This is a genomic window from Paenibacillus sp. FSL H3-0310 (assembly GCF_038002785.1).
Lineage (GTDB): Bacteria > Bacillota > Bacilli > Paenibacillales > Paenibacillaceae > Paenibacillus_AQ > Paenibacillus_AQ odorifer.
This window is the reverse complement of the sequence record NZ_JBBODC010000002.1, coordinates 530,422-550,878: the sequence shown is the minus strand read 5'-3', so window position 1 is coordinate 550,878 and position 20,457 is coordinate 530,422. Positions and strand designations below refer to the sequence as shown.

Annotated in this window: 10 protein-coding genes; 9 read left to right on the top strand and 1 reads right to left on the bottom strand. The window is 45.0% G+C overall.

What is annotated here, in order from left to right:
* The first annotated feature begins 167 nt into the window (after positions 1-167).
* The 9 genes from MHH63_RS21860 to MHH63_RS21820 all read left to right on the top strand — a co-directional run bounded on the left by MHH63_RS21860 (position 168) and on the right by MHH63_RS21820 (position 13,758).
* Complete coding sequence (locus MHH63_RS21860) at positions 168-1,505, top strand: glycoside hydrolase family 30 protein (RefSeq protein ID WP_076185207.1); 1,338 nt, start codon at positions 168-170, stop codon at positions 1,503-1,505.
* Between the two features lie 28 nt (positions 1,506-1,533).
* On the top strand, positions 1,534-4,761 hold the full coding sequence (locus MHH63_RS21855) for a cellobiose phosphorylase (RefSeq protein WP_341172107.1): 3,228 nt from the start codon (positions 1,534-1,536) through the stop codon (positions 4,759-4,761).
* 173 nt (positions 4,762-4,934) lie between these two features.
* Positions 4,935-5,924: an ABC transporter permease gene (locus MHH63_RS21850; protein WP_036682605.1), complete on the top strand. Its 990-nt coding sequence runs from the start codon at positions 4,935-4,937 to the stop codon at positions 5,922-5,924.
* 17 nt (positions 5,925-5,941) lie between these two features.
* Positions 5,942-6,832: a carbohydrate ABC transporter permease gene (locus tag MHH63_RS21845; protein ID WP_036682603.1), complete on the top strand. Its 891-nt coding sequence runs from the start codon at positions 5,942-5,944 to the stop codon at positions 6,830-6,832.
* Positions 6,833-6,924: 92 nt separating this feature from the next.
* Positions 6,925-8,619 (top strand): extracellular solute-binding protein, encoded by a 1,695-nt coding sequence (locus tag MHH63_RS21840; RefSeq protein ID WP_036682600.1) that lies wholly within the window; start codon positions 6,925-6,927, stop codon positions 8,617-8,619.
* Positions 8,620-8,746: 127 nt separating this feature from the next.
* Positions 8,747-10,648, top strand: coding sequence for a cache domain-containing sensor histidine kinase (locus MHH63_RS21835; RefSeq protein ID WP_341172106.1), 1,902 nt, complete (start codon positions 8,747-8,749; stop codon positions 10,646-10,648).
* Positions 10,645-12,204, top strand: coding sequence for a response regulator (locus tag MHH63_RS21830; protein WP_248549096.1), 1,560 nt, complete (start codon positions 10,645-10,647; stop codon positions 12,202-12,204). The genes MHH63_RS21835 and MHH63_RS21830 overlap by 4 nt, the downstream gene beginning before the upstream one ends.
* A gap of 73 nt (positions 12,205-12,277) precedes the next feature.
* Positions 12,278-13,081, top strand: a complete 804-nt coding sequence (locus MHH63_RS21825) for an aminoglycoside N(3)-acetyltransferase (protein ID WP_076278895.1) — start codon at positions 12,278-12,280, stop codon at positions 13,079-13,081.
* Between the two features lie 38 nt (positions 13,082-13,119).
* A complete protein-coding gene (locus tag MHH63_RS21820; RefSeq protein ID WP_339170971.1) occupies positions 13,120-13,758 on the top strand; it encodes a histidine phosphatase family protein in 639 nt (212 codons plus the stop codon).
* Positions 13,759-13,864: 106 nt separating this feature from the next.
* On the opposite strand, the gene MHH63_RS21815 is transcribed toward MHH63_RS21820, so the two are convergent.
* A complete protein-coding gene (locus tag MHH63_RS21815) occupies positions 13,865-20,161 on the bottom strand; it encodes a 5'-nucleotidase C-terminal domain-containing protein (protein WP_341172105.1) in 6,297 nt (2,098 codons plus the stop codon).
* Positions 20,162-20,457: the final 296 nt, after the last annotated feature.

Below are 20,457 nucleotides of genomic sequence, written 5' to 3'. Positions count from 1 at the left end.
TTCGATAATAGGTTTCGAATTGAGATGAAATCAAAATTTACCGAGGGCTTCCTTGAATTTTCTCAAACGTTTCAGTGGCCCATCGCTCCGAACCCTAACATCGGATGGTGATCCAGTAAAGGCAGTGCTTGTTGTTAGTAACAAAACAATTAGAGGAGATGGATGAAATGGCAAAAGTTCAAACTGTAGTAACTGCAAAAGATACAGGGGAACGCTTAACTCCGAAAGAGGCAATTGTTTTTAGCACAAGAGTAGATTCTGGATCTGCCGATGTAGAGCTTAGGCCAGAGCAGGAGTTCCAAAAGATGATAGGATTTGGTGGCGCTTTCACAGAAGCTGCGGCCTATACGTTGTCACGGCTCAGTCCTGAGAAACGGGCAGAGGTTATTCACCGCTATTTTCATCCGGTAGAGGGGTTAGGCTATAACATGGGTCGTGTTCATATCCATAGCTGTGACTTTGCTCTTGGAAATTATACTTATGTCGCTGATCATGATACGGAGCTGGCTACCTTTGATATCTCTCATGATCATAAGTGGGTGCTTCCGCTGATTAAGGATGCAATGCAGGTAAAAGGCGGGCCGTTCACGATGTTGGCGTCTCCTTGGAGCCCTCCGGCATGGATGAAAACAAATGGTGAAATGAATAATGGAGGATCACTCAAGCCAGAATACGCTGAAGTTTGGGCACGCTATTATACCAAATTTATCGAAGCTTATGGGAAGGAAGGCGTACCTATTTGGGCGGTTTCCGTGCAAAATGAGCCGGCTGCTGTTCAAGTCTGGGATTCTTGTATTTATAGTGCGGAAGAGGAACGCGATTTTGTTAAAAATCATCTCGGTCCAGTGATGCAGCAGGCAGGCCATTCCGATGTGAACATTGTCATCTGGGATCATAACCGCGATATTATGGTCGAACGTGCTTCGGTTGTGTTGTCTGATCCTGAAGCTGCACAATATGTGTGGGGTACAGGCATCCACTGGTATGGTGGTGAGGAGTTCGACAAGGTAGAGAAGGTACATGATCTATTTCCTGACAAACATCTATTGTTTACTGAGGGCTGTCAAGAGGGCGGCGTCAAGCTTGGCGAATGGTTTACAGGTGAACGTTACGGCAGAAATATGATTGGGGATCTCAATGCATGGACAGAAGGGTACCTGGACTGGAACCTGGTACTGGATGAGACCGGCGGGCCCAATCATGTAGGGAATCTCTGTGATGCCCCAATTATTGCAGATACAACAACAGACGAATTGCACTATAACAGCTCTTATTATTATATCGGGCATTTCAGTAAATTTATCGCGCCAGGTGCGGTACGGATTGGCTTTACTTCTGAAGCGGAAGGAATCCTATCCACAGCATTCCGTAATCCGGACGGCAGCATTGCTGTCATATTGATGAATGAGAGCGAAGAAGTTCGCACGGTAACCCTGGGGCTTGGCGAAGAGATTGCCAACTGCGAGCTATCCCCTCATTCTATCGTAACGCATCTGATTTCATAAATAAGTAACAGTTTAGGAGGACATTAACGTGAGTAATTATTATTTCGAATCAGGTAACTTTGTAATGGAGCAGTTTGATACAGGAAAGCCTTTCTCTAGTTTCCTGCCAGGTCTTGCAGGTCTTAAGGGAATTCCAATGTGGACTTTTTATGTAAACCGGGGGCAAGCGATTTGCAGCTTTGGGGTACGCGACAAGAACTCGCCAATCATGGAATTCTCTCCAGCAAATATCTCTTATAAAGACGTAGGAACCACCGGATTCCGAACCTTTATTAAAATAAAAGGTGAGCAAGAGATTTATGAGCCATTTCAATCGGCACGTCCAGATCCTGCCGCCAAGCGGATCATGACCATTTTGCCTAACGGACTGACCCTTGAAGAAAGCCATGCCGGGCATGGGCTGAAGACGACTGTACACTATTTCAATCTGCCTAATGACGATTATGCCGCGTTGGTACGTCGGGTGGAGATTGAGAATATCGGTGGCAAAGAGATTGAGCTGGAGCTGATGGATGGTCTGCCTGAGATTTTGCCTTACGGAGTAGAAAACAGCGGCTACAAGGAGATTGGTAACCTGCTGCGCAGCTGGATGGACGTATACAATCTGGAGAACGGTATTCCGTTCTATAAGCTGCGTTCCAGCACCAATGATAGTGCACAGGTTAGCGAAATCACAAATGGACATTTCTATCTGTCGTTTACTGGAGAAGGAGAAAAAGTCGCGCCAATCGTTGATTTCGAACTTATTTTCGGCGGCAATACCTCTCTTACTTACCCAGACCGCTTTGCGGGATTAACGCTCTCGGAGCTGAGTGAGCTTCCACAATATCCAGTCAATAAGGTTCCTTGCGGCTTCAGTGGTGTGGCTAGACGTTTGGCACCCGGCAGCAGCTTGACCCTGAATACTTTGGTTGGGCATGTAAATGACATCGACAAAATCAATAAAAAGGCGGAGCAGTTATGCCGGGATGAATATATCCTGTCCAAATCCAAGGAAGCCGCAGGTCTGACAGAGGAATTAACAGAAGACATTGCCACGCACACTTCATCGGCTGTGTTTGATGCTTATTGCCGTCAGTCCTATCTCGATAACTTCCTGCGCGGAGGCTATCCTTTTATTTTTGACAATGGCGGAGATGGCTTTGTAGTTCATTTATATTCCCGCAAGCATGGCGATTTGGAGCGCGACTATAACTTCTTCTCACTTGCCCCAGAATATTATTCACAGGGGAATGGTAACTTCCGTGACATGAATCAGAACCGCCGGAATGATGTGTTTTTTAATCCGAAGGTGGGCAGCTTCAACATCAAAATGTTCTATAGCTTGATTCAAGCAGATGGCTACAATCCACTAAGTGTTCAAGGAACAACCTTTGAAGTGAAGCCAGACAGCAAAGCGAAGGCTGCGGAATGGATCGGAGAAGCGGCTGCGGATCATCAAGCTGAGCTTGTTAAGCTATGCAACAGCCGGTTCACCCCAGGCAGCCTGATCAATTACATTGCGGATCAAAACGTTACGCTGAAGGTTAGTGAGCAGGAGTTTCTGTCGGGTCTGCTGGCTCTTTCACAGCAAAACATTGAGGCTGCTTTTGGCGAAGGCTTCTGGTCTGATCACTGGACGTACAATTTGGATCTCGTAGTAGGTTATTTGGACATCTTCCCTGACAAGAAGCAGGAGCTTTTATTTGGGGATAGTACTTATGCGTTCTATGACAGCCCAGCATATGTGCTGCCACGTAGTGAGAAGTATGTAATTAGTGACGGAAAAGCCCGGCAATATGGCGCCCTCCTTGAGGACGAGGAGAAGCTGCATAAGCTGAAATGGAAAGCTGGAGATACCCATTGGCTGCGTACCAAAGGTGGGCAAGGTGCTATTTACCACACCAATCTGTTCGTGAAGATGTTGTCTCTTGCTTTGAATAAATTTGCTACGCTTGACCCTTACGGCATGGGTGTGGAGATGGAAGGCAACAAGCCGGGCTGGAACGATGCTATGAACGGTCTGCCGGGATTGTTTGGCTCCGGAATGAGTGAGACTTTTGAGCTGAAGCGTACTGTAGTCTTTTTGCTGGATGTGCTGAACGGTGCTGAGAATGTACAGGGAGCTGTAAAGCTGCCAGAAGAAATCGCGGAGCTGCTTGAAGCGGTATATCACGCGGTAACTGCTGTCCTAGCAGGAGAAGTGGAACAATTCAACTATTGGGATACAGTAGCTTCAGCCCGTGAAGCTTATAGAGCAAGTATCCGGTTTGGCATTACGGGTGCTGAAACTGAAGTAACCTTGGAACACATCCGCGAAGCCCTTTCCAAGTTCCTGGTTAAAATTGATGAGGGGATCAACAAGGCGGTAGAAATGGGCAATGGACTTACCCCAACCTATTTCCGTTTTGAAGCGGAGAAATTCCATCAGGTAACAGATGCTGAGGGTCAGCCAGTCATTAGCGGATACGGATTGCCAAAGGCTGTGGTAGAGGAGTTTAAGGCTTATGCCTTGCCTTATTTCCTTGAAGGACCTACCCGCTGGTTGAAGACGATGAAGAACCCGGTGCAGGCAAAAAAAATCTATAATCTGATTAAGCAAACAGAGCTGTATGATCAGGCAACATCTATGTATCAGACCTCTGTTAGTCTAGAAGGTGAATCGCATGAAATCGGACGGATGAGAGCCTTCACACCAGGCTGGCTAGAACGGGAGTCTAACTTCCTGCACATGTCCTATAAGTATTTGCTTGAGCTGCTGAAGGGCGGGCTGTATGAGGAATTCTACGGCGAGCTGAAGACGTCGCTGGTGCCATTCCTTGATCCTGCTGTTTATGGACGCAGTACACTGGAGAATTCATCATTTATCGCAACTGGAGGCAATCCTGATCCAAATAACCATGGTAGAGGGTTCGTAGCGAGACTTAGTGGATCGACCGCGGAATTCTTAAGCATGTGGAGAACAATGATGGCTGGAAGCCATGTTTTCAGAATGGAGGATGGAGCGCTTACGCTGTCTCTCGATCCGGTATTGCCAGGATGGCTGTTTGATGAAGAGGGCAAACTGTCTTTCACTTTCCTAGGGAATACGGAGGTAATCTATTCTAACCCAAAACGTGAAAATACCTTTGGCGAGAAGAAGGTCAGCATTCAATCTTTGATGCTTGTATACCGTAATGGAACTGTGACTAAAATATCTGGAGCGTTCGTGCGCGGTGAAGAGGCAGAGGCTCTGCGGCGTGGAGAAATTGCACAAATTCAAGCAGTATTAGCATAAAAATAGAGGGGCGAGCTGCGGCTCGCCCTTAAATTTTCACTCAATCCGAAAAATGGTACCTATAATCCGAAATTCAAAGCCTTACGGAGACAGGCAAAAGCAAATACAATGGATACATAAACATTGTAAGCGCTTTAGATTAAATACAGATATAGAGCCTGGAGGTCCAAAGGATGGAGAACAAAAAAAGCATGGAAGTAAGCTCAGCGATGAAGCCGTTAATTCCTGGCAATTTCGAAACCGGTAAAGTAAATCGGAGCCCGCTTTGGAAGAGGTTCATTGCCCAGCGTCATTTGCAGACAATGGCTCTACTCGGCATTGCGTGGATGATAATCTTTAACTACATTCCCATGTATGGAATTATCATTGCTTTTAAAGATTACAACATCGTTAAAACGATTGCAGAAGCCCCATGGGTGGGACTTACACATTTCAAAGAGTTCATGGATGATGACAATCTCTCGAATGTAATTAAAAATACGCTCGGCATCAGCTTGTTTAAGCTAATTATCGGATTTCCATTGCCAATAATATTTGCTCTATTTCTGAATGAAGTTCGTTCAATGAAATTCAAGAAGACCATACAGACGATTTCGTATTTGCCCCACTTTCTCTCATGGGTGGTACTCGGAGGGATTTTGGCTACATGGCTTGCTGATGTAGGAATTATCAATAACATTTTGCTAGCGCTTCATCTGATTGATCAGCCAATTACATACTTGGCTGAGCCTGGTTACTTCTGGACAATTATTATCTCCTCTGATATCTGGAAAGAACTTGGATGGTCAGCGATTATCTATTTAGCAGCAATTTCCGGTGTATCTCCTGAAATGTACGAGGCGGCGACAATCGACGGCGCGGGCAGATTTCAGAAGATGTGGTATGTTACCTTGCCGGCGATTAAATCGACAATCAGCATTCTCTTCATTCTCGCGGTCAGCGGAGTGCTGAACTCCAACTTTGATCAGATTCTGGTCCTGCGCAACTCACTGAATGATAGTGCAAGTAATGTAATTGATTACTATGTGTACTATACAGGGATTCTCTCAGGCCGCTTCTCTTACTCAACTGCAGTTGGATTGTTAAAATCGGTTATCGCTCTAATATTGCTGCTGATTGCCAACCAAGTATCTAAAAAAATCAACGATACATCGTTGTTCTAGGATAAGGAGGACCATATATGTTTGCACTTAAGCGTAAAACGAAGGGCGAGGCCCTGTTCGATATCATCAATAACCTTATCATGTTATGTATCTGCTTCATAACGCTTTACCCGATCTGGTACGTATTGGTTAACGCCTTCAATAACGGTAATGACGCCATGCGGGGAGGAATCTACTGGTGGCCGCGGATGTTCAGCTTTGAGAATTTCGAGGCCGTGTTTGCCAGCCCCGGCATCATGCAGGCGATGTGGGTTACTGTCGCCAAAACACTTTTGGGTACTGTACTGCATGTATTTTTCACAGCGATGGTAGCTTATGCATTCTCCAGAAAAAACCTCATTGGCGGTAAGTTCTACATGCTGATGGGTACAGTGACTCTCTTTTTTGGCGGGGGACTCATTCCTACCTTCCTGCTGATGAAGGACCTTCACCTATTGGAGAATTTCCTAGTCTATATTATTCCGGTTATGTTTAGCTTCTTTGATCTTATTATCTTCATGACCTTCTTCCGGGAGATTCCCGATGGGCTGGAAGAAGCGGCACGGATTGACGGTGCTAATGATTGGTCCATCTTTCTAAGAATCGTACTTCCAGTATCCATGCCTGTAATTGCTACCATTGCGCTGTTCCATGGCGTGTATCAGTGGAATGATTACTTCACGGGTATGATCTATATCAATAATACTGATCTGCAGCCGATTCAGACGTATTTGTTCCGGGTCGTCGCACAATCGAGCTCTAGTCAAATGATGGTCGCTGTACAAGGCAGCAGCGTTACGAGAAGCGTAACGTCACAGTCCATTAAGCTGGCGACGATGGTAGTGACCACACTGCCGATAGTATTCGTGTATCCGTTCCTGCAGCGTTATTTCGTTAAAGGGATGATGATCGGCTCCATTAAGGGCTGATGTCTAGCAGTGATAACTCCTCCGGTTGCCTACAGCTGTAGGCACTGGGGTTGAGCTTATAATTAACATTCATAGAAAAGGGGTAAACAAGCATGGGCATGAAACGTAAGCCAAAAGCAATGGGAGTTCTGCTTCTCGCAATAATGATGTCATTGTCAGCCGCAGGCTGCTCCAGCGGGAATAATGCTGGCAAGAATGCCGAAGGTAATGCTAACAGCGCTAAAGCTACTAATACGGAGGCAAGTGCTGAACCGACTGCTGCTGCATTATCAGCAGATGAACCGGGATGGAAGATTGATACTTCACCCATTACATTTGACTGGTACCTGAACTTCTCATGGTTCCCTAATAAATGGGGCGTGGACCCAACCTCCCAATATGTAACTAAGAAGACCGGAGTTGATATTAATTTCATCGTTCCGGCTGGTAACGAGAATGAGAAGCTTAACACGCTGATTGCATCCGGTAAATTGCCTGATTTCATCACTTTGGGCTTCTGGGAAGATGCGATTAAGAAAATGGTCGAAGGTGAACTTGTTCTTCCATTGAACAAACTTGCTGATGAATATGATCCGTACTTCTTTAAAGTATCCGATGCTGATAAGCTGGGCTGGTATACACAAGAAGACGGCAATGTGTATGGCTATCCTAACTCTTCTTCCTCTCCTGCCGACTATGAGAAATATGGAGAAAATTACGTATCCAACCAAGTATTCGCTGTCCGCAAGGATATGTATGAAGCTATTGGAAGTCCAGATATGCGCACACCAGAAGGTTTCTTGAATGCGCTTAAATTAGCGAAAGAGAAATTCCCTGACGTAAATGGACAGCCGCTTATTCCACTTGGTTTGCATGAATTTACCGAGAACGGTAACGATTCTTTGGAAGGTTACCTGCAGAACTTCTTGGCAATCCCAAGAGAAAAAGATGGCAAGGTATATGCTCGTGAAACCGATCCTGAATATATCCGCTGGATGAAGGCACTTCGTCAAGCGAATCAAGACGGTCTGCTGGCTAAAGATATCTTTATCGACAAACGCCCACAAATGGAAGAAAAAATTGCCCAAGGCCGTTATTTCGCAATGCTGTATCAACGTACAGACTTTGCAGCACAACTAGGAACGATTTACCAACAGGATCCAACCAAAACGTATATCGCTGTTGACGGACCTTCCAATACGAACTTGGATAAACCAACCCTTGATGGCCCTGGTATCTCCGGTTGGACGGTAACACTGATCTCCAAAGATGTTAAGGATAAAGCACGTGCTATCCGCTTCCTCAGCTACTTGAACAGTGAAGAAGGCAACAAAGACTTGTTCTTAGGCGAAAAAGGTGTCAGCTACGATACGATTGATGGAAAAGATCAATTTAAACCAGAAGTGTTTGATTTGATGAATAAAGACCGTTCGACGTTTGATAAGCAAATCGGATCTTCCTTTACATTCTGGATGCTGCAAAATACGAATATCACAGACCAATGGGCTCCTAAATCGGTAGAACCATTTAAGCAATTGGAAGATTGGACTAGAGGTAAATCCATAGGCTCCTCCGAGTTCCAACAAATCGAACCAACAGGAAACTCTCCTGAAGGCATCATCGCTTCGAAGCTGAAACAGCTGCGCGGTAAAACTATGCCGAAATTGCTCATGGCTTCCTCCGATGCGGAATTCGATAAGATTTGGAATGAGTATTTAGAGAAGAGAAAGAAGGAAGGCGAAGATGTATTTGATGCCTACCAACAAAAGAAATATGAAGAGAATAAAGTGAAGCTGTCCATAAAATAAAAAGTATGACCCAAAATGCCCGCTAACTGCGGGCTTTTGGGTTATTTTCGAATTATAATAAGGAATAGATATTAAGTATTTGAATATTCACTATTTTAGCGAGGTGGACAGGACAGAAGTGTATAAAGTGAATAGGCGAGATCGAACCAGAGCATTATGGCATTCTTTTAGTTATTGGTGGGGGCGAAGATCACTTCAGAGCCGTTTAATTGCAGCTTATGTTTTTATTGTTTTAGGTCCGTGTATGCTGGTTTCTGTCTACTCCTATAAAGCCATTAATAATACCTATCTCCGCGATGCCGTCGAGAAAAATGATTATTTGTCGCAAATGGAGAAGCTGCATATTCATAATCAGATCGAAGCGATGGAACGGGCGGCGCAAATGGCTTATTCTGATGCCGAAGTAGAAAAATTCTTAGCGAATGAAACCGAACCGCAGCTAGTAGATTTGGTTGATTTTAATACAAATGCTTATGTAAATATGACTCGTATTCAATTTAATAATCCGAATATTGAGCATTTAAGACTGTATTCGAGAAGTAATAAGGTGCATGAAATTTGGCCGATTATCTTTCGCGAAGAGCGGGTTTCTTCCACCCCATGGTTTCAGAAAGCGCTTCAATTGAAGGGGCAGGAATACTGGTCTTTTCAGAAAAATGATCCGGATTTGATGCAGAGATACTCGGGAGCACCGACGGAGAGTCTGCCAAAGGTTTCTTTGCTGCGTGAGAAGAGTCGGCCAGCAGACAATCATATCGGCATGGTGCAGGTGGATATGCTGCTTAGTCGGTTTACACCCAAGACGTATACAGATGTACGGGATAATCAGACCCAGATGTTCCTTGTGGATAGTGAGCTGCAGCTTTTTACCAGGCCGGACAATTCTTTTTTGCAGGATAATCTAGAGATGGCTGATATGATTGCAGAACGGTATAAGCAGTTCCGGGAAACTGGCGAATGGGACAGTAATTACTCGGAGAATGGTAAATCGTTTTTGTTAATTAACACTCCGCTAGAACGAATTGATGCTTATTTGTTAAATGTAGTGTCAATGGAGGGAGTGATGAAGGATATCTCCCGCACGCGCAACTTAATCATTGGAGCCAATGTTGGTTTTATTACTTTACTAACGCTGATCGCTTATGTGACAAATGCCTTTATTCTAAAAAATCTACGTAGATTGACTGAAACGATGAAAAAAGTGCGTAGAGGTGAAGCGTACACTGGAATAATGATTCGTGGTGGAGGAGAAGTCGGTGAGCTTGCCCATCATTTCTCCAAGCTGATGAACACCATCAATACGTTGGTGGCTCAGGCAGTGAGCAAGCAGGCGTTGTCTAAAGAGGCTGAGCTGCGTACGCTGCATAACCAGATTGACGCACATTTTTTGTATAATACGCTGGAAAATATAAAAATGCTGGCTGAAATTGAGAACCAACGAACGATCTCGGACGCACTGACCTCGCTGGGTGGGATGATGCGCTATAATTTTAAATGGTCCGGAGAGTATGTGAAGCTGCGGGATGAAGTCCGCCACATTGAAAATTACATTGAAGTGATGAATATTCGTTTTGAATATCCGGTTAAGTTAGTGCTTCATATTGAACCTCGATATTTGGAGCTGGAGGTGCTGAAAATGTCACTGCAGCCTATTGTAGAGAACAGTGTTAAGCATGCTTGGTGCGACGAGAAAGAGAATTTACAGGACCCGAACATTCATATTCATATTTCGGAAACGGAAGGTGATATTTGCATAGAGCTTCGTGATAATGGCATCGGCTTAACTCCAGAGCGGTTGGTTGCTTTGAACGAGGCGATTTATGCGAAAGATGAGCGCTGTGAGAGTGCCTCAGAACAGAGGGATGTTGACCGCCGAACAGGTGGTATTGGACTGAGAAATGTACATCAGCGACTGCAAATCTTTTATGGTGATGAATATGGGCTTGTAGTACAGAGTGAAGCAGGGAGTTGGACGATGGTACGTCTGACCTTGCCGAAAGTTCTTTTGACAGGAGAAAAACAACTATGAAGAAGCTACTGATCATTGATGATGAAAAGAATATCCGTTACGGTCTCAAGACTATGATAGAAAGAGAATTTCCGTCCGTGTATACCATCACAATGGCGAGTAATGGCGCAGAGGGTTTCGAGATATTTAAGACCGAAGGTGCAGATATTATTATTACAGATATACGTATGCCAGTGATGGATGGTATTACGCTGTTGGAGCAGATATCTAAGGTAACAAGTGGTGAGAAAAGCCCAGCAGTGCTGATCTTAAGCGGGTATGATGATTTCGAATATGCCAAAAGCGCGATTCGTTATCGCGTGAAGGATTACTTGCTGAAGCCGATTCGCCGAGATGAGTTGTTCGAAATTTTGAAGAATATCGATAAGGAACAGGAAGAACAGGATCTCAGCGCAAGGCAGCTGGAACAGGAAACGGAACACTTCCGCAGGGAACTGCGGTCCAGTCGTTTACGGGGACTGCTAATGCAGCAGGAGGTTCCGCTGGAGCGTGAGCAGCAAGAGTGGCTAAGTGATCTGCAAGCACCTTTTACAGTTGGTGTGTTGAATTACTATTACAATGACGGAACAAGAATGAAGTCGGGGGATGTTCAGGGACTGGCGGAACGATTGATCGGACCGCTTGAAAAGTTTTTCTCGGAAATCACAACGGATTGGGATGGCAAATTAGTCTTGATCGGGAGCAGAAAACAGGATTTTATAGAGCTGTCCAGACAAACTGAAGCTAAGGAAATAAAGGGATTATCGATTGGGATTAGCAGCGAAGGAGAAAGTCTTGAGGACCTCCGTTCCTGTTATAAGGAAGCATGCCGGGCACTGCAATATACTTTTTTATATCCGCAACTGAGTTTGTTGGATTATGGGGATGTTGGCCAGGGACGGTCTAATTTTCCCTTACCGAAGGAGGAGCTTCGCAAGCTTCTCAATATGCTGGGAACAGAACGCGAGAAGGAGATGAAGCATCTTCTATCTGTGATTTTTCAAACTGAGCATTTGAAGGAACTGGACCTAGCTTATCTGGAGTCCGTGGGACAGAATGTAAACGAACTGGTGTTGGATGAAGTCTTTAGGGTGCATGGCGAAGCCTCAGTAGAGGTATTGAAGCTGTATCGCACGGTAGGCAATATGTACAACTATCGTCATTTCCACGAATATTATCGTGCGCTGGAGAACTTACTCTTGAGTGTGAATGAATACATTGCAGGCGTAAGGTCTGCGCATACCGAGCATGCGGATATGGAAGAGGCACTGAGCTATATTGAAGCCAACTATGCCCGTCCACTGAATATGGCTATGGTCAGCAATCATGTGTCCCTGAATTATTCTTATTTTAGCGAAGCCTTTAAGGCATATACCGGTGAGAATTTTGTTATTTATTTAAAAAAGGTCCGTATCCGTCACGCTAAAGAGCTATTGGCAAAAGGCTGCAGTAAGCTCGCAACAGTCTCAGAAGAGGTAGGCTTCGAGAACAGTAAACAATTTGCCCGTGTTTTTAAAGAGCTGGAGGGGATTTCCCCAGGTGATTATAGAGCGAAAATAGTATCCGAAGAGTGTTGAGGCTATTGAAGATGCATTTAGAAGCGGCCCTCCTATATAATGGATTTGAGAAGATTCATTGGAGGAATGAAGGGTGGAAGAAATACAAGGCAATTTGATTACGGTTCAGACATTAGCAGCGGATTTTCGTCGACTGGGCGTTAAGGCGGGCATGACGATTTTATTGCATTCTTCTTTTAAATCGTTAGGCCAATGGGTAGCCGGGGGCCCGGTCGCTGTTATTTTGGCATTGGAGGAGGTCCTCGGAGAATCTGGCACGCTGGTAATGCCCACTCATTCCAGTGACCTGACTGATCCCGCAGGCTGGAGCAACCCACCGGTGCCGGAGGCGTGGTGGCAGAGTATCCGCGAGCAGATGCCGGCTTATGATCCAGACCTGACCCAGCTTAGAGGAATGGGGGTTATTCCGGACTGCTTCCGTAAACAAAAAGGAGTAAAACGCAGTGACCATCCGATTCATTCGTTTGCCGCTTGGGGCAAGCATAGAGACGAAATTATGTATGGTCATTCGATTGAAATGGGTCTGGGGGAAGATTCTCCGTTGGCTCGGATTTACGATTTGGGCGGACATGTACTGTTGCTGGGTGTTGGCAATCTTAATAATACTTCTCTGCATCTTGCCGAATGCCGCGCATCTTATGCTGGCAAGAAGGAAACCCTTGGCGGGGCGCCCATTATGGTGGATGGAGTTAGGCAGTGGGTGGAATTTAAGGAGCTGGATTGGGATTCTGACGATTTCGTTCAGCTGGCAGATCAGTTTGGACAAGAGACGGGACTTATTACATATGGACAGGTTGCTTCCGCAACCGCTCAATTGATTCCGCAACGGGAAATCGTAGATTATGCAGTGAACTGGATGGAACAGAACAGGAAGTAAAACCTCATTGGATAGGGGAAATGGAAGGAGAAGCTGGCATGAGTACAACAACGATATTTTTAACCCGGCATGGTCAAACGGAATGGAACGTGCAGCATCGGATGCAGGGACATATGGATTCTGAACTGACGGCTCTTGGTGTGCAACAGGCAGAATGGCTGAGCCGGGGAATGCGCACTGAACAGCTGGATGTCATCTATGCAAGCCCCAGCCCAAGGGCGCTGCGCACAGCTGAGATTATTCGTGGAGAGCGGAGTACTCCGCTTAAGACCTCTGAGGCGTTCAAAGAGATTGGCATGGGTATGTGGGAAGGCCGTGATTCTACTGAGCTGGAGAGCGAGTATTCGGAGCAGCATCGCAATTTCTGGCAAGACCCTGAGCAGTTTAAAGTGGAGGGTAGTGAGACCTTCGCAGAGGTGCAGGCACGGGCGCTGGGTAAGCTTCAGGAAATTCTCGTTGACCATCAAGGTGAGACCATTCTTATTGTCACACATACAGTAGTGATTAAGCTGTTAATGGCCTATTTTGAGGGCAGAGCGCTGCCTAAGCTCTGGGATCTGCCTTACATTTATCCGACCTGCTTATGCAGGGTTGATTTTACGGATGGTGTGCCGGAAATCCTGCTGCATGGGGATACGAGCCATTACGAAGAGAGTGAAGCTGGGATGGAATCATAACACTTCCTACAGATCAGATTGGGTTTATAAAAAAAGGCGGTTCCTCGGGTGCATTACGCACTCGGGAAACCGCCTTTTTGTCTTCAGAGCTGGAGATCAGCTTTTGCTAGTTGATAAATTGGAGAGATTTCAATGTCTTCTCCAGCATCGTAACCGCTTCGGCACGAGTTGCTAGCTTCTGTGGAGCAAAGGAACCGTCTGTTGCTCCTTGGATAATTCCCTCAGCAGCGATTTCTGCTACTGCTGCTTGAGACCAAGCAGGAATGCTTGCTGCGTCACTGAATTTAGCCAGTGCCGCAGGATCGGCATTTAAGGTTTTACCTGTGTACTTGATGGCTTTCGCTAATACCGAGGCCATTTCCTGACGAGTGATTGGGCTACCCGGCTTAAAGCTGCCATCGGTATAACCGGAAATCAATCCGGCTTCTGCTGCGGTGCGTATAGCATCAGCATACCAAGCACTTGAGTTTACATCTTTAAATGTGGTCTCACCATTAGCTGTCGCAAGTCCCAGAGAACGCGTAATTAATGCGGCGAACTCAGCACGTGTGATCGACTGTGAAGGAGAGAACGTATCGTTGCTTGTTCCGCTGACAATTAGTTTGGTAGCTAATAGATCAATGGATGATTTAGCCCAGTGTCCGTTAATATCTGCGAACGTTTTGGAAGACTTAACAACGGTGTAGTAGCTGTTGCTGTTCCGTTTAATCGTAACGTCCGTTGTTCCATCTGTTTTAGGAACAAAGATAGCAGGCACGAAGGAGATCTTACCTGAAGCAGGATCGAAGACTACTGCCGTTGCGTTATTTGAATTTAAGACGGCAGGTACATTGATCGTGCGCTTCACGTAAGTGCTGCCGAAATTGTTCAGCGGCACACTCTTAGTTCCGGCTTGCGCTGAAACGCTGAATTCGATTACTGGAGCAGCTAAAGTAGCATTACCTAGCTGTGAGGCTATAGCTTGGTTTGTGCTGCTTAGTGTTCCCGAATTCGCTACTAGAATGGATACCGTAATTGTAAAGTCGCTGGTGCCTAATTGAGCGGCAAGTGCTGCGCTGTTTACAACACGGAGTGGCAAGGAATAAGAAGCACCATCCGTAGTAAAGGTAAGAACTGTGTTAGGTTGTGCTGCTGCTTGTTTTACAAGCACACTGCCTGGAAGCACTACTTGAGCGCCGCCTGTAGTGGCTTTAACCGGAATAACCAGCTCTTGGCTACCCGTTGGCAGTTCAGCAAGTTGTTTGGTTAGATCAGCAGCATCAATTGTTGTTACTTGTGCTGAAGCAATTGGAGCCACAGTTGGAGCAACAGTTGGTGATGGTGTAGCTGTTGGTACTGTTGGAGCCGATGTTGGTACTGAAGTTGGTACTGAAGTTGGTACTGAAGTTGGATCTGGTGTTGGTACTGGTGTTGGGTCTGGTGTCGGAGTTGGATTTGTCTCCGGCAGTGGTGCACCTTTCAGATCAACAATCCGGCCTTCAACGGCGGAAGTGTTCGCAGTGACCGTTCCAACCTTCTGCAGATACTTCGTAAATACATCAAAGTCCGGTAGGTACAGCAGATTCACGCGACCTTCTTTATAGGCCTTTTCAAGTGAAGTATAGAAATCTCCACCCTTCGCTGTGAAAGCATTCGTAGCTACTTCGTAGGATGCGTTCAGATCCAGAGGAACGTATTTATCCCCGTTTTTCACTTCAATACGCAATACACGTTCGTTCACAGGTTTCGTAGAGTCGTAATAGAATTTCAACCCTGCAACGTGTGGGAAACGTCCGTCTGCTGCCGGCGTTTTGGAAACCCCGTTCTCCATAGCATCCTTAATTTCTTGTCCAGTCAAAGTGATCGTAACCAGATCGTTGTTGAATGGAAGTACGCCGAGTACTTCGCCTTGTGTGATCGGTCCTTCGTTGATGGATTCGCGAATACCGCCGCCGTTTTGCAAGGCGATTACGGCATTAGTGCCCGCTTTTTGAGCTGCATAAAGCATGCCATCGGCAATCAGGTTACCAAGATTAGTTTCCTTTGTGCGCACATTATCACGAACTCCGTTTAGAACAACCTCTGAATTTCCTACTACCTCATTGGTTAGTTCTTGAATACCCGGCTTATACTCGGTATCCAGGATCTTTTTAGCTTCAGGATCCTCTGCGATAACGTAGTTAGTACCGTTTTTAGCATCGATGGAGATTAATTGGTCTTTCCAATCGGTCAGTACGCCATCTTTGTTAAATTTAACTTCAAGTTGGCCAAGGAAAAGACCTTTTTCACCAGTTTGTACAATTAGCTTCGGTGCTTTTGGATCGGTGTTATCAACAACGGCTTGATTCAGTTGCGTGTGGCTGTGACCCCCAACGATAATATCAATGCCGTTAACGACTTTGGCTAGCTTGAGATCTTCTTCATAGCCAAGGTGAGAGAGAACAATGATCTTGTTAACTTTCTCTTTTTCAAGCATAGCGACCGTTGCTTCCGCTTTAGCGAAGGCATTCTCAAAGGTCACTTTACCTGGTGAAGCAATGTTCGCCGTATCTTCTGTCGTCAGACCCATGATACCGACCTGTTGGCCGTCTACTTCTTTGATCAGCGCAGGGTAGATGGTTCCAGCATTACCTGACCGGCCGATTTCATTGGTGAACATTTTACTAAGAATATCATCCGCTGAGAAGTTCACATTGGAGGAGACAAATGGGAACTTTGCGTTGCCAATAAATTTGGACAGTACATCTGAATCTTTATCAAACTCATGATTACCGAAAGTCATAGCATCATATTTAACCAGATTCATAAAGGCCAGATCTGCTTGACCCAGATACTTATTGAAGTAAAGCGTTCCGGAGAACACATCACCTGCGTCTACAAGAATAGGATTCTCTGTAGTCGCCTTGGCATCTTTGATTGCTGTTACACGGCGCAAGATGTTGTTTGGTGAGCTGACAGTATCTAATCCTGCATGTGTATCATTGGTGTGCAGAATGGTTAGTGGGAAGTCTTCAGCAGTATTAAAATCAATCTGTGCCAAAACCGCATCATGATCGGATACCCGACCGTTCGATGGTGAGAAGTCGGCATTTAGATGAACGACATCTACTTTAGAAGAAGCCGTTAGATTTTTACTGACAAGAATATGATCTAGCACTTGAGAGTTTCCATCATAGGTGTACGTATACTGCTCATTTAAAGGTAATGTATCGATCAAATTGTCTAGTTCTGTACCTTTTAAGAGGGTTGCAGTTTTAGTAAATTGGAAATCATTCAAATCGCCAAGAGCTACGATATTGGCTTTAGGATTTGCAGTCAGAACCTCTTTGACAAATCCGTTTACGACCGCCGCGATTTTATGTCGTTGTGTTTCACTGGACAATACAGGGGGCTGAACGTTTCCGAAAGGACCGGTATCGCCGCCTTTTGAATTGAAATGGTTAGCGATCACAATTACTGTCTCGCCACCGAATACGAACTGTGCAGCAAGGGGTTTACGTGAACTTGTAAAGGCAGAGTTTGTTGGATCAATTCGTCCTGGATTGTAGGTCAATTGATCTGCCGCTGCGTTATATCCAACGGATTGTATAGCTGTACCTTTTTGTCCGCTCACACTGTCCGCAAGCTGTACTCTTGCTGGATTGTACAGGAATCCTACGCGAATGTTTCCGCCTGGGGCACCGCCATCCATATTGTTCTCCGGAGCGATATCTGTGTATTTATATACAGGACCGCCAGCGGTTTCAATAGCCTTAATCAATTCGGCTGCACTTGCTTCAGTGATACCATTATTGGCTTCACCATTGCTGTCCTGCATTTCGACAACGCCGATAATGTCAGGTTTTTTCATATTGTTTGTGATGGAGTCGGCTAGTTTCTGGATTTTTGTTGCTCCGACACCCGGGTAGAAGTTTTCAATGTTGTACGATGCGATCAACAACTTACTATCATTGACTTCAAGAGTAGTTGTTTCTTGCTTAAAGGTACTTGGAGTGATGGCTGGAAGCTTACCGTTTTCCGGAATCACTTTGAAGTTACCGTTGTTGTATCCGATGACGCCAGTTACATCTCCCGCGAACTTATCTCCGGTGATGACTTCTTGACCCGGATTTCCGTAAGCAATGATGAGGCGCTGAGGATTGTATTGGTTGTATTCTTTGAGAACTAATCCACCAGCTGGTGTGATGACATCAGGTGTTTCATTTTCTACTCTTGTAGGGATGTTATACAGCATGGAATTTCCGCTACCACTTGTCCAGTAAGGACTGATAATCGTAGGGGTAGGGAGCTTGACGAGCATACCTTCTAACGATTCGTAGAAATCAATTGCATCTTCATTAGGCTCAAAATCAGCCATGCCGTCATTGTCAATTATGGAAGACGGAATGGCTCTCCCGCCTTTACCAAGTACGACAGGCTCCGGCACAGTATAACTTGAAGAGGAGTCTACTTTTATTGAAGTCATAGTAATTTGAGTAGAGGTTAAATTACTTGCGTTACCTTCGTTGTATTCGGAAACAGCTCCACTAACTTGGACTAAATCTCCAATTTGAGGCTTAAGGGATGAATTAGTGCTGTATACAAAAATACCTTCCGAAGTGTTTACATTATCGTCTGGCTGAGGGTCTTGCATAAAGAAACCTCTATAAGCGCCAGTGGCGAAGGTGTACCCATATTGGGTAACGATGCCTTCTACATCGGAAACGTTCTGACCTGCATACTCAGAAGTATGAGATTCTCCTTGAATATCATGTATACGAGGGAGTTCAGATGCTTTATATGCAAAGGTATAAACCTTACTTGTCTTGCCATCTGCTACGACAATTGCATGGATGGTAAGATCTTGATTAACTGTAATCGGATCTGAATAAAGCTTACTTGCTGTTGTTGGTTCAGTTCCGTTGGTCGTGTAGTAAATCTGTGCTCCAAGAGTAGGGCTGGATAGGGTCACAGAACTTTCTTTGATGATGCGACCTGCGCCAGGGCTGGCCATAACGGAAAAAGTTTCTTCCACCAAAGCACTTTCATTAAGTGGAATGAATTGATAAGTCGTACTATATTGCTCGATAACCCCAGTGATATTGTCAAAGGTTTTACCCTTAACTAGTTTAGGCAGGGTTGAAAAAATTGTGAATTGTTGTCCACCTTGGCTAGCAGTCACCGTGCTGCCATTTACATTGTCTATGGTCACATTATTCATAGTTACCAGCTGAGCTTCGTGGCTTTCGCCGTTCGCGGCAGACAAGTCGGTTGCTGTAATCAATTTTGGTGCAGGCACCCCAACATTTTGTGCAGCTACATTGTATTGAAGTCCACTTTGGAATTTGATTTCTTGCAGGTTGCTGTAGATATCCATTGTGCCGCTTACTTCAACACGATCTCCAACGTTTGCGAACTCTGGGAAACCATAAAGTACGATCCCGCCGGATTCATCCTGAATATACATTTTTGCTGCATTAATGTGAGTTACGATACCTTCTGTTAAAATATTCTGACCTTTACTAGCAAGGCGTGCTGTTGCAACATCTGTTTTGGCCAGAATAGTGTAATCAAAAGTCGATATAGGGCTGTCTGGCATATTTGGTTCTGAAGCATACGCTTTAATCGTAGTGTCCTCAGTTAAGGTAATAGGCCCTGTGTAAGGTTGGAAATTAGTTGAACCACCTGATCCATAAACAGCTGCATAGACGGATGCTCCAACCGTTGGAGAATTCAAAGATATTTCTGTACCAGCCGGCCAGGCATTAGGGGCTGGTAAAGCTACTGCGGAACTAGCAGTTTCCGGTAATTCAGGTAACGTACCGTAGGTGCTGTTCCGTGGACTTGGTGCTTGGACAACAAAATCCGTAGAGTTGTTATCCGTATCTAGACCGCGGCTGTCAGCCGGTGCACCAGCCGCAGCTTTACGGATAGCGGCTGTCGTATTGGAGAGAGCAGCGGTTGCACTTCCCTCGACATTTGTAGCTGTTCCGTAGCCAACTAAATCAATTGTTGTACCTGATTTATCAACGAGGTCGACTTTGCCGTTTGTACCACTCATAGCAAGGATTCCCTTGCTAACATCAGGAGTAGGCAAGTCGGTAGTTCCTCCCGTTCCAGCGGCCTCCTCAATAAGGAAGTATCCATTTGCCGGGATGGTTCCATTTAAGTCTGTTCCGCTACTAAAGGTTCCGGCAGCTGAGGTATAGCGAACTTTCCATCCAGTCAAATCTACTGGATGATTTGTAGGATTGTATAATTCAATAAAATCATTTTTAAGTTCCGCTCCGCCGTTTCCACCACCACCATAGACCTGCGAGATAACAATATTGCTATTATCCGGTGCTGCCTCGGCAGTCTGGACAGCTGGTAACACACTGCCGGCAACCATTAACATTGCCAGTCCAGTAGCGAACCATTTCCTTACTCTTGAAGAAATAATCATTTGGATAAGTCATTCTCCCCTCGAATCTTTTATTTACAACCTATTAAATCTTAGCATTCAAATGTAAAATGAAAGGTTGTCTTTCATGAATATAAATTAAAGTTTGCATCATTTAAATCTAAAAATTGAAATGTTGTGATTTTAGTATAAAAACAGTGCATAAATACAATATTAATTATAAATTTAGTATTTTTATGGTTAATAGATCACCGATATTTTAATTTTATGTTATATATATTGTTGAATTTATTATGGATTGCGACAAATTTATTCTAGAGTTTTGTTAATTTTTACAT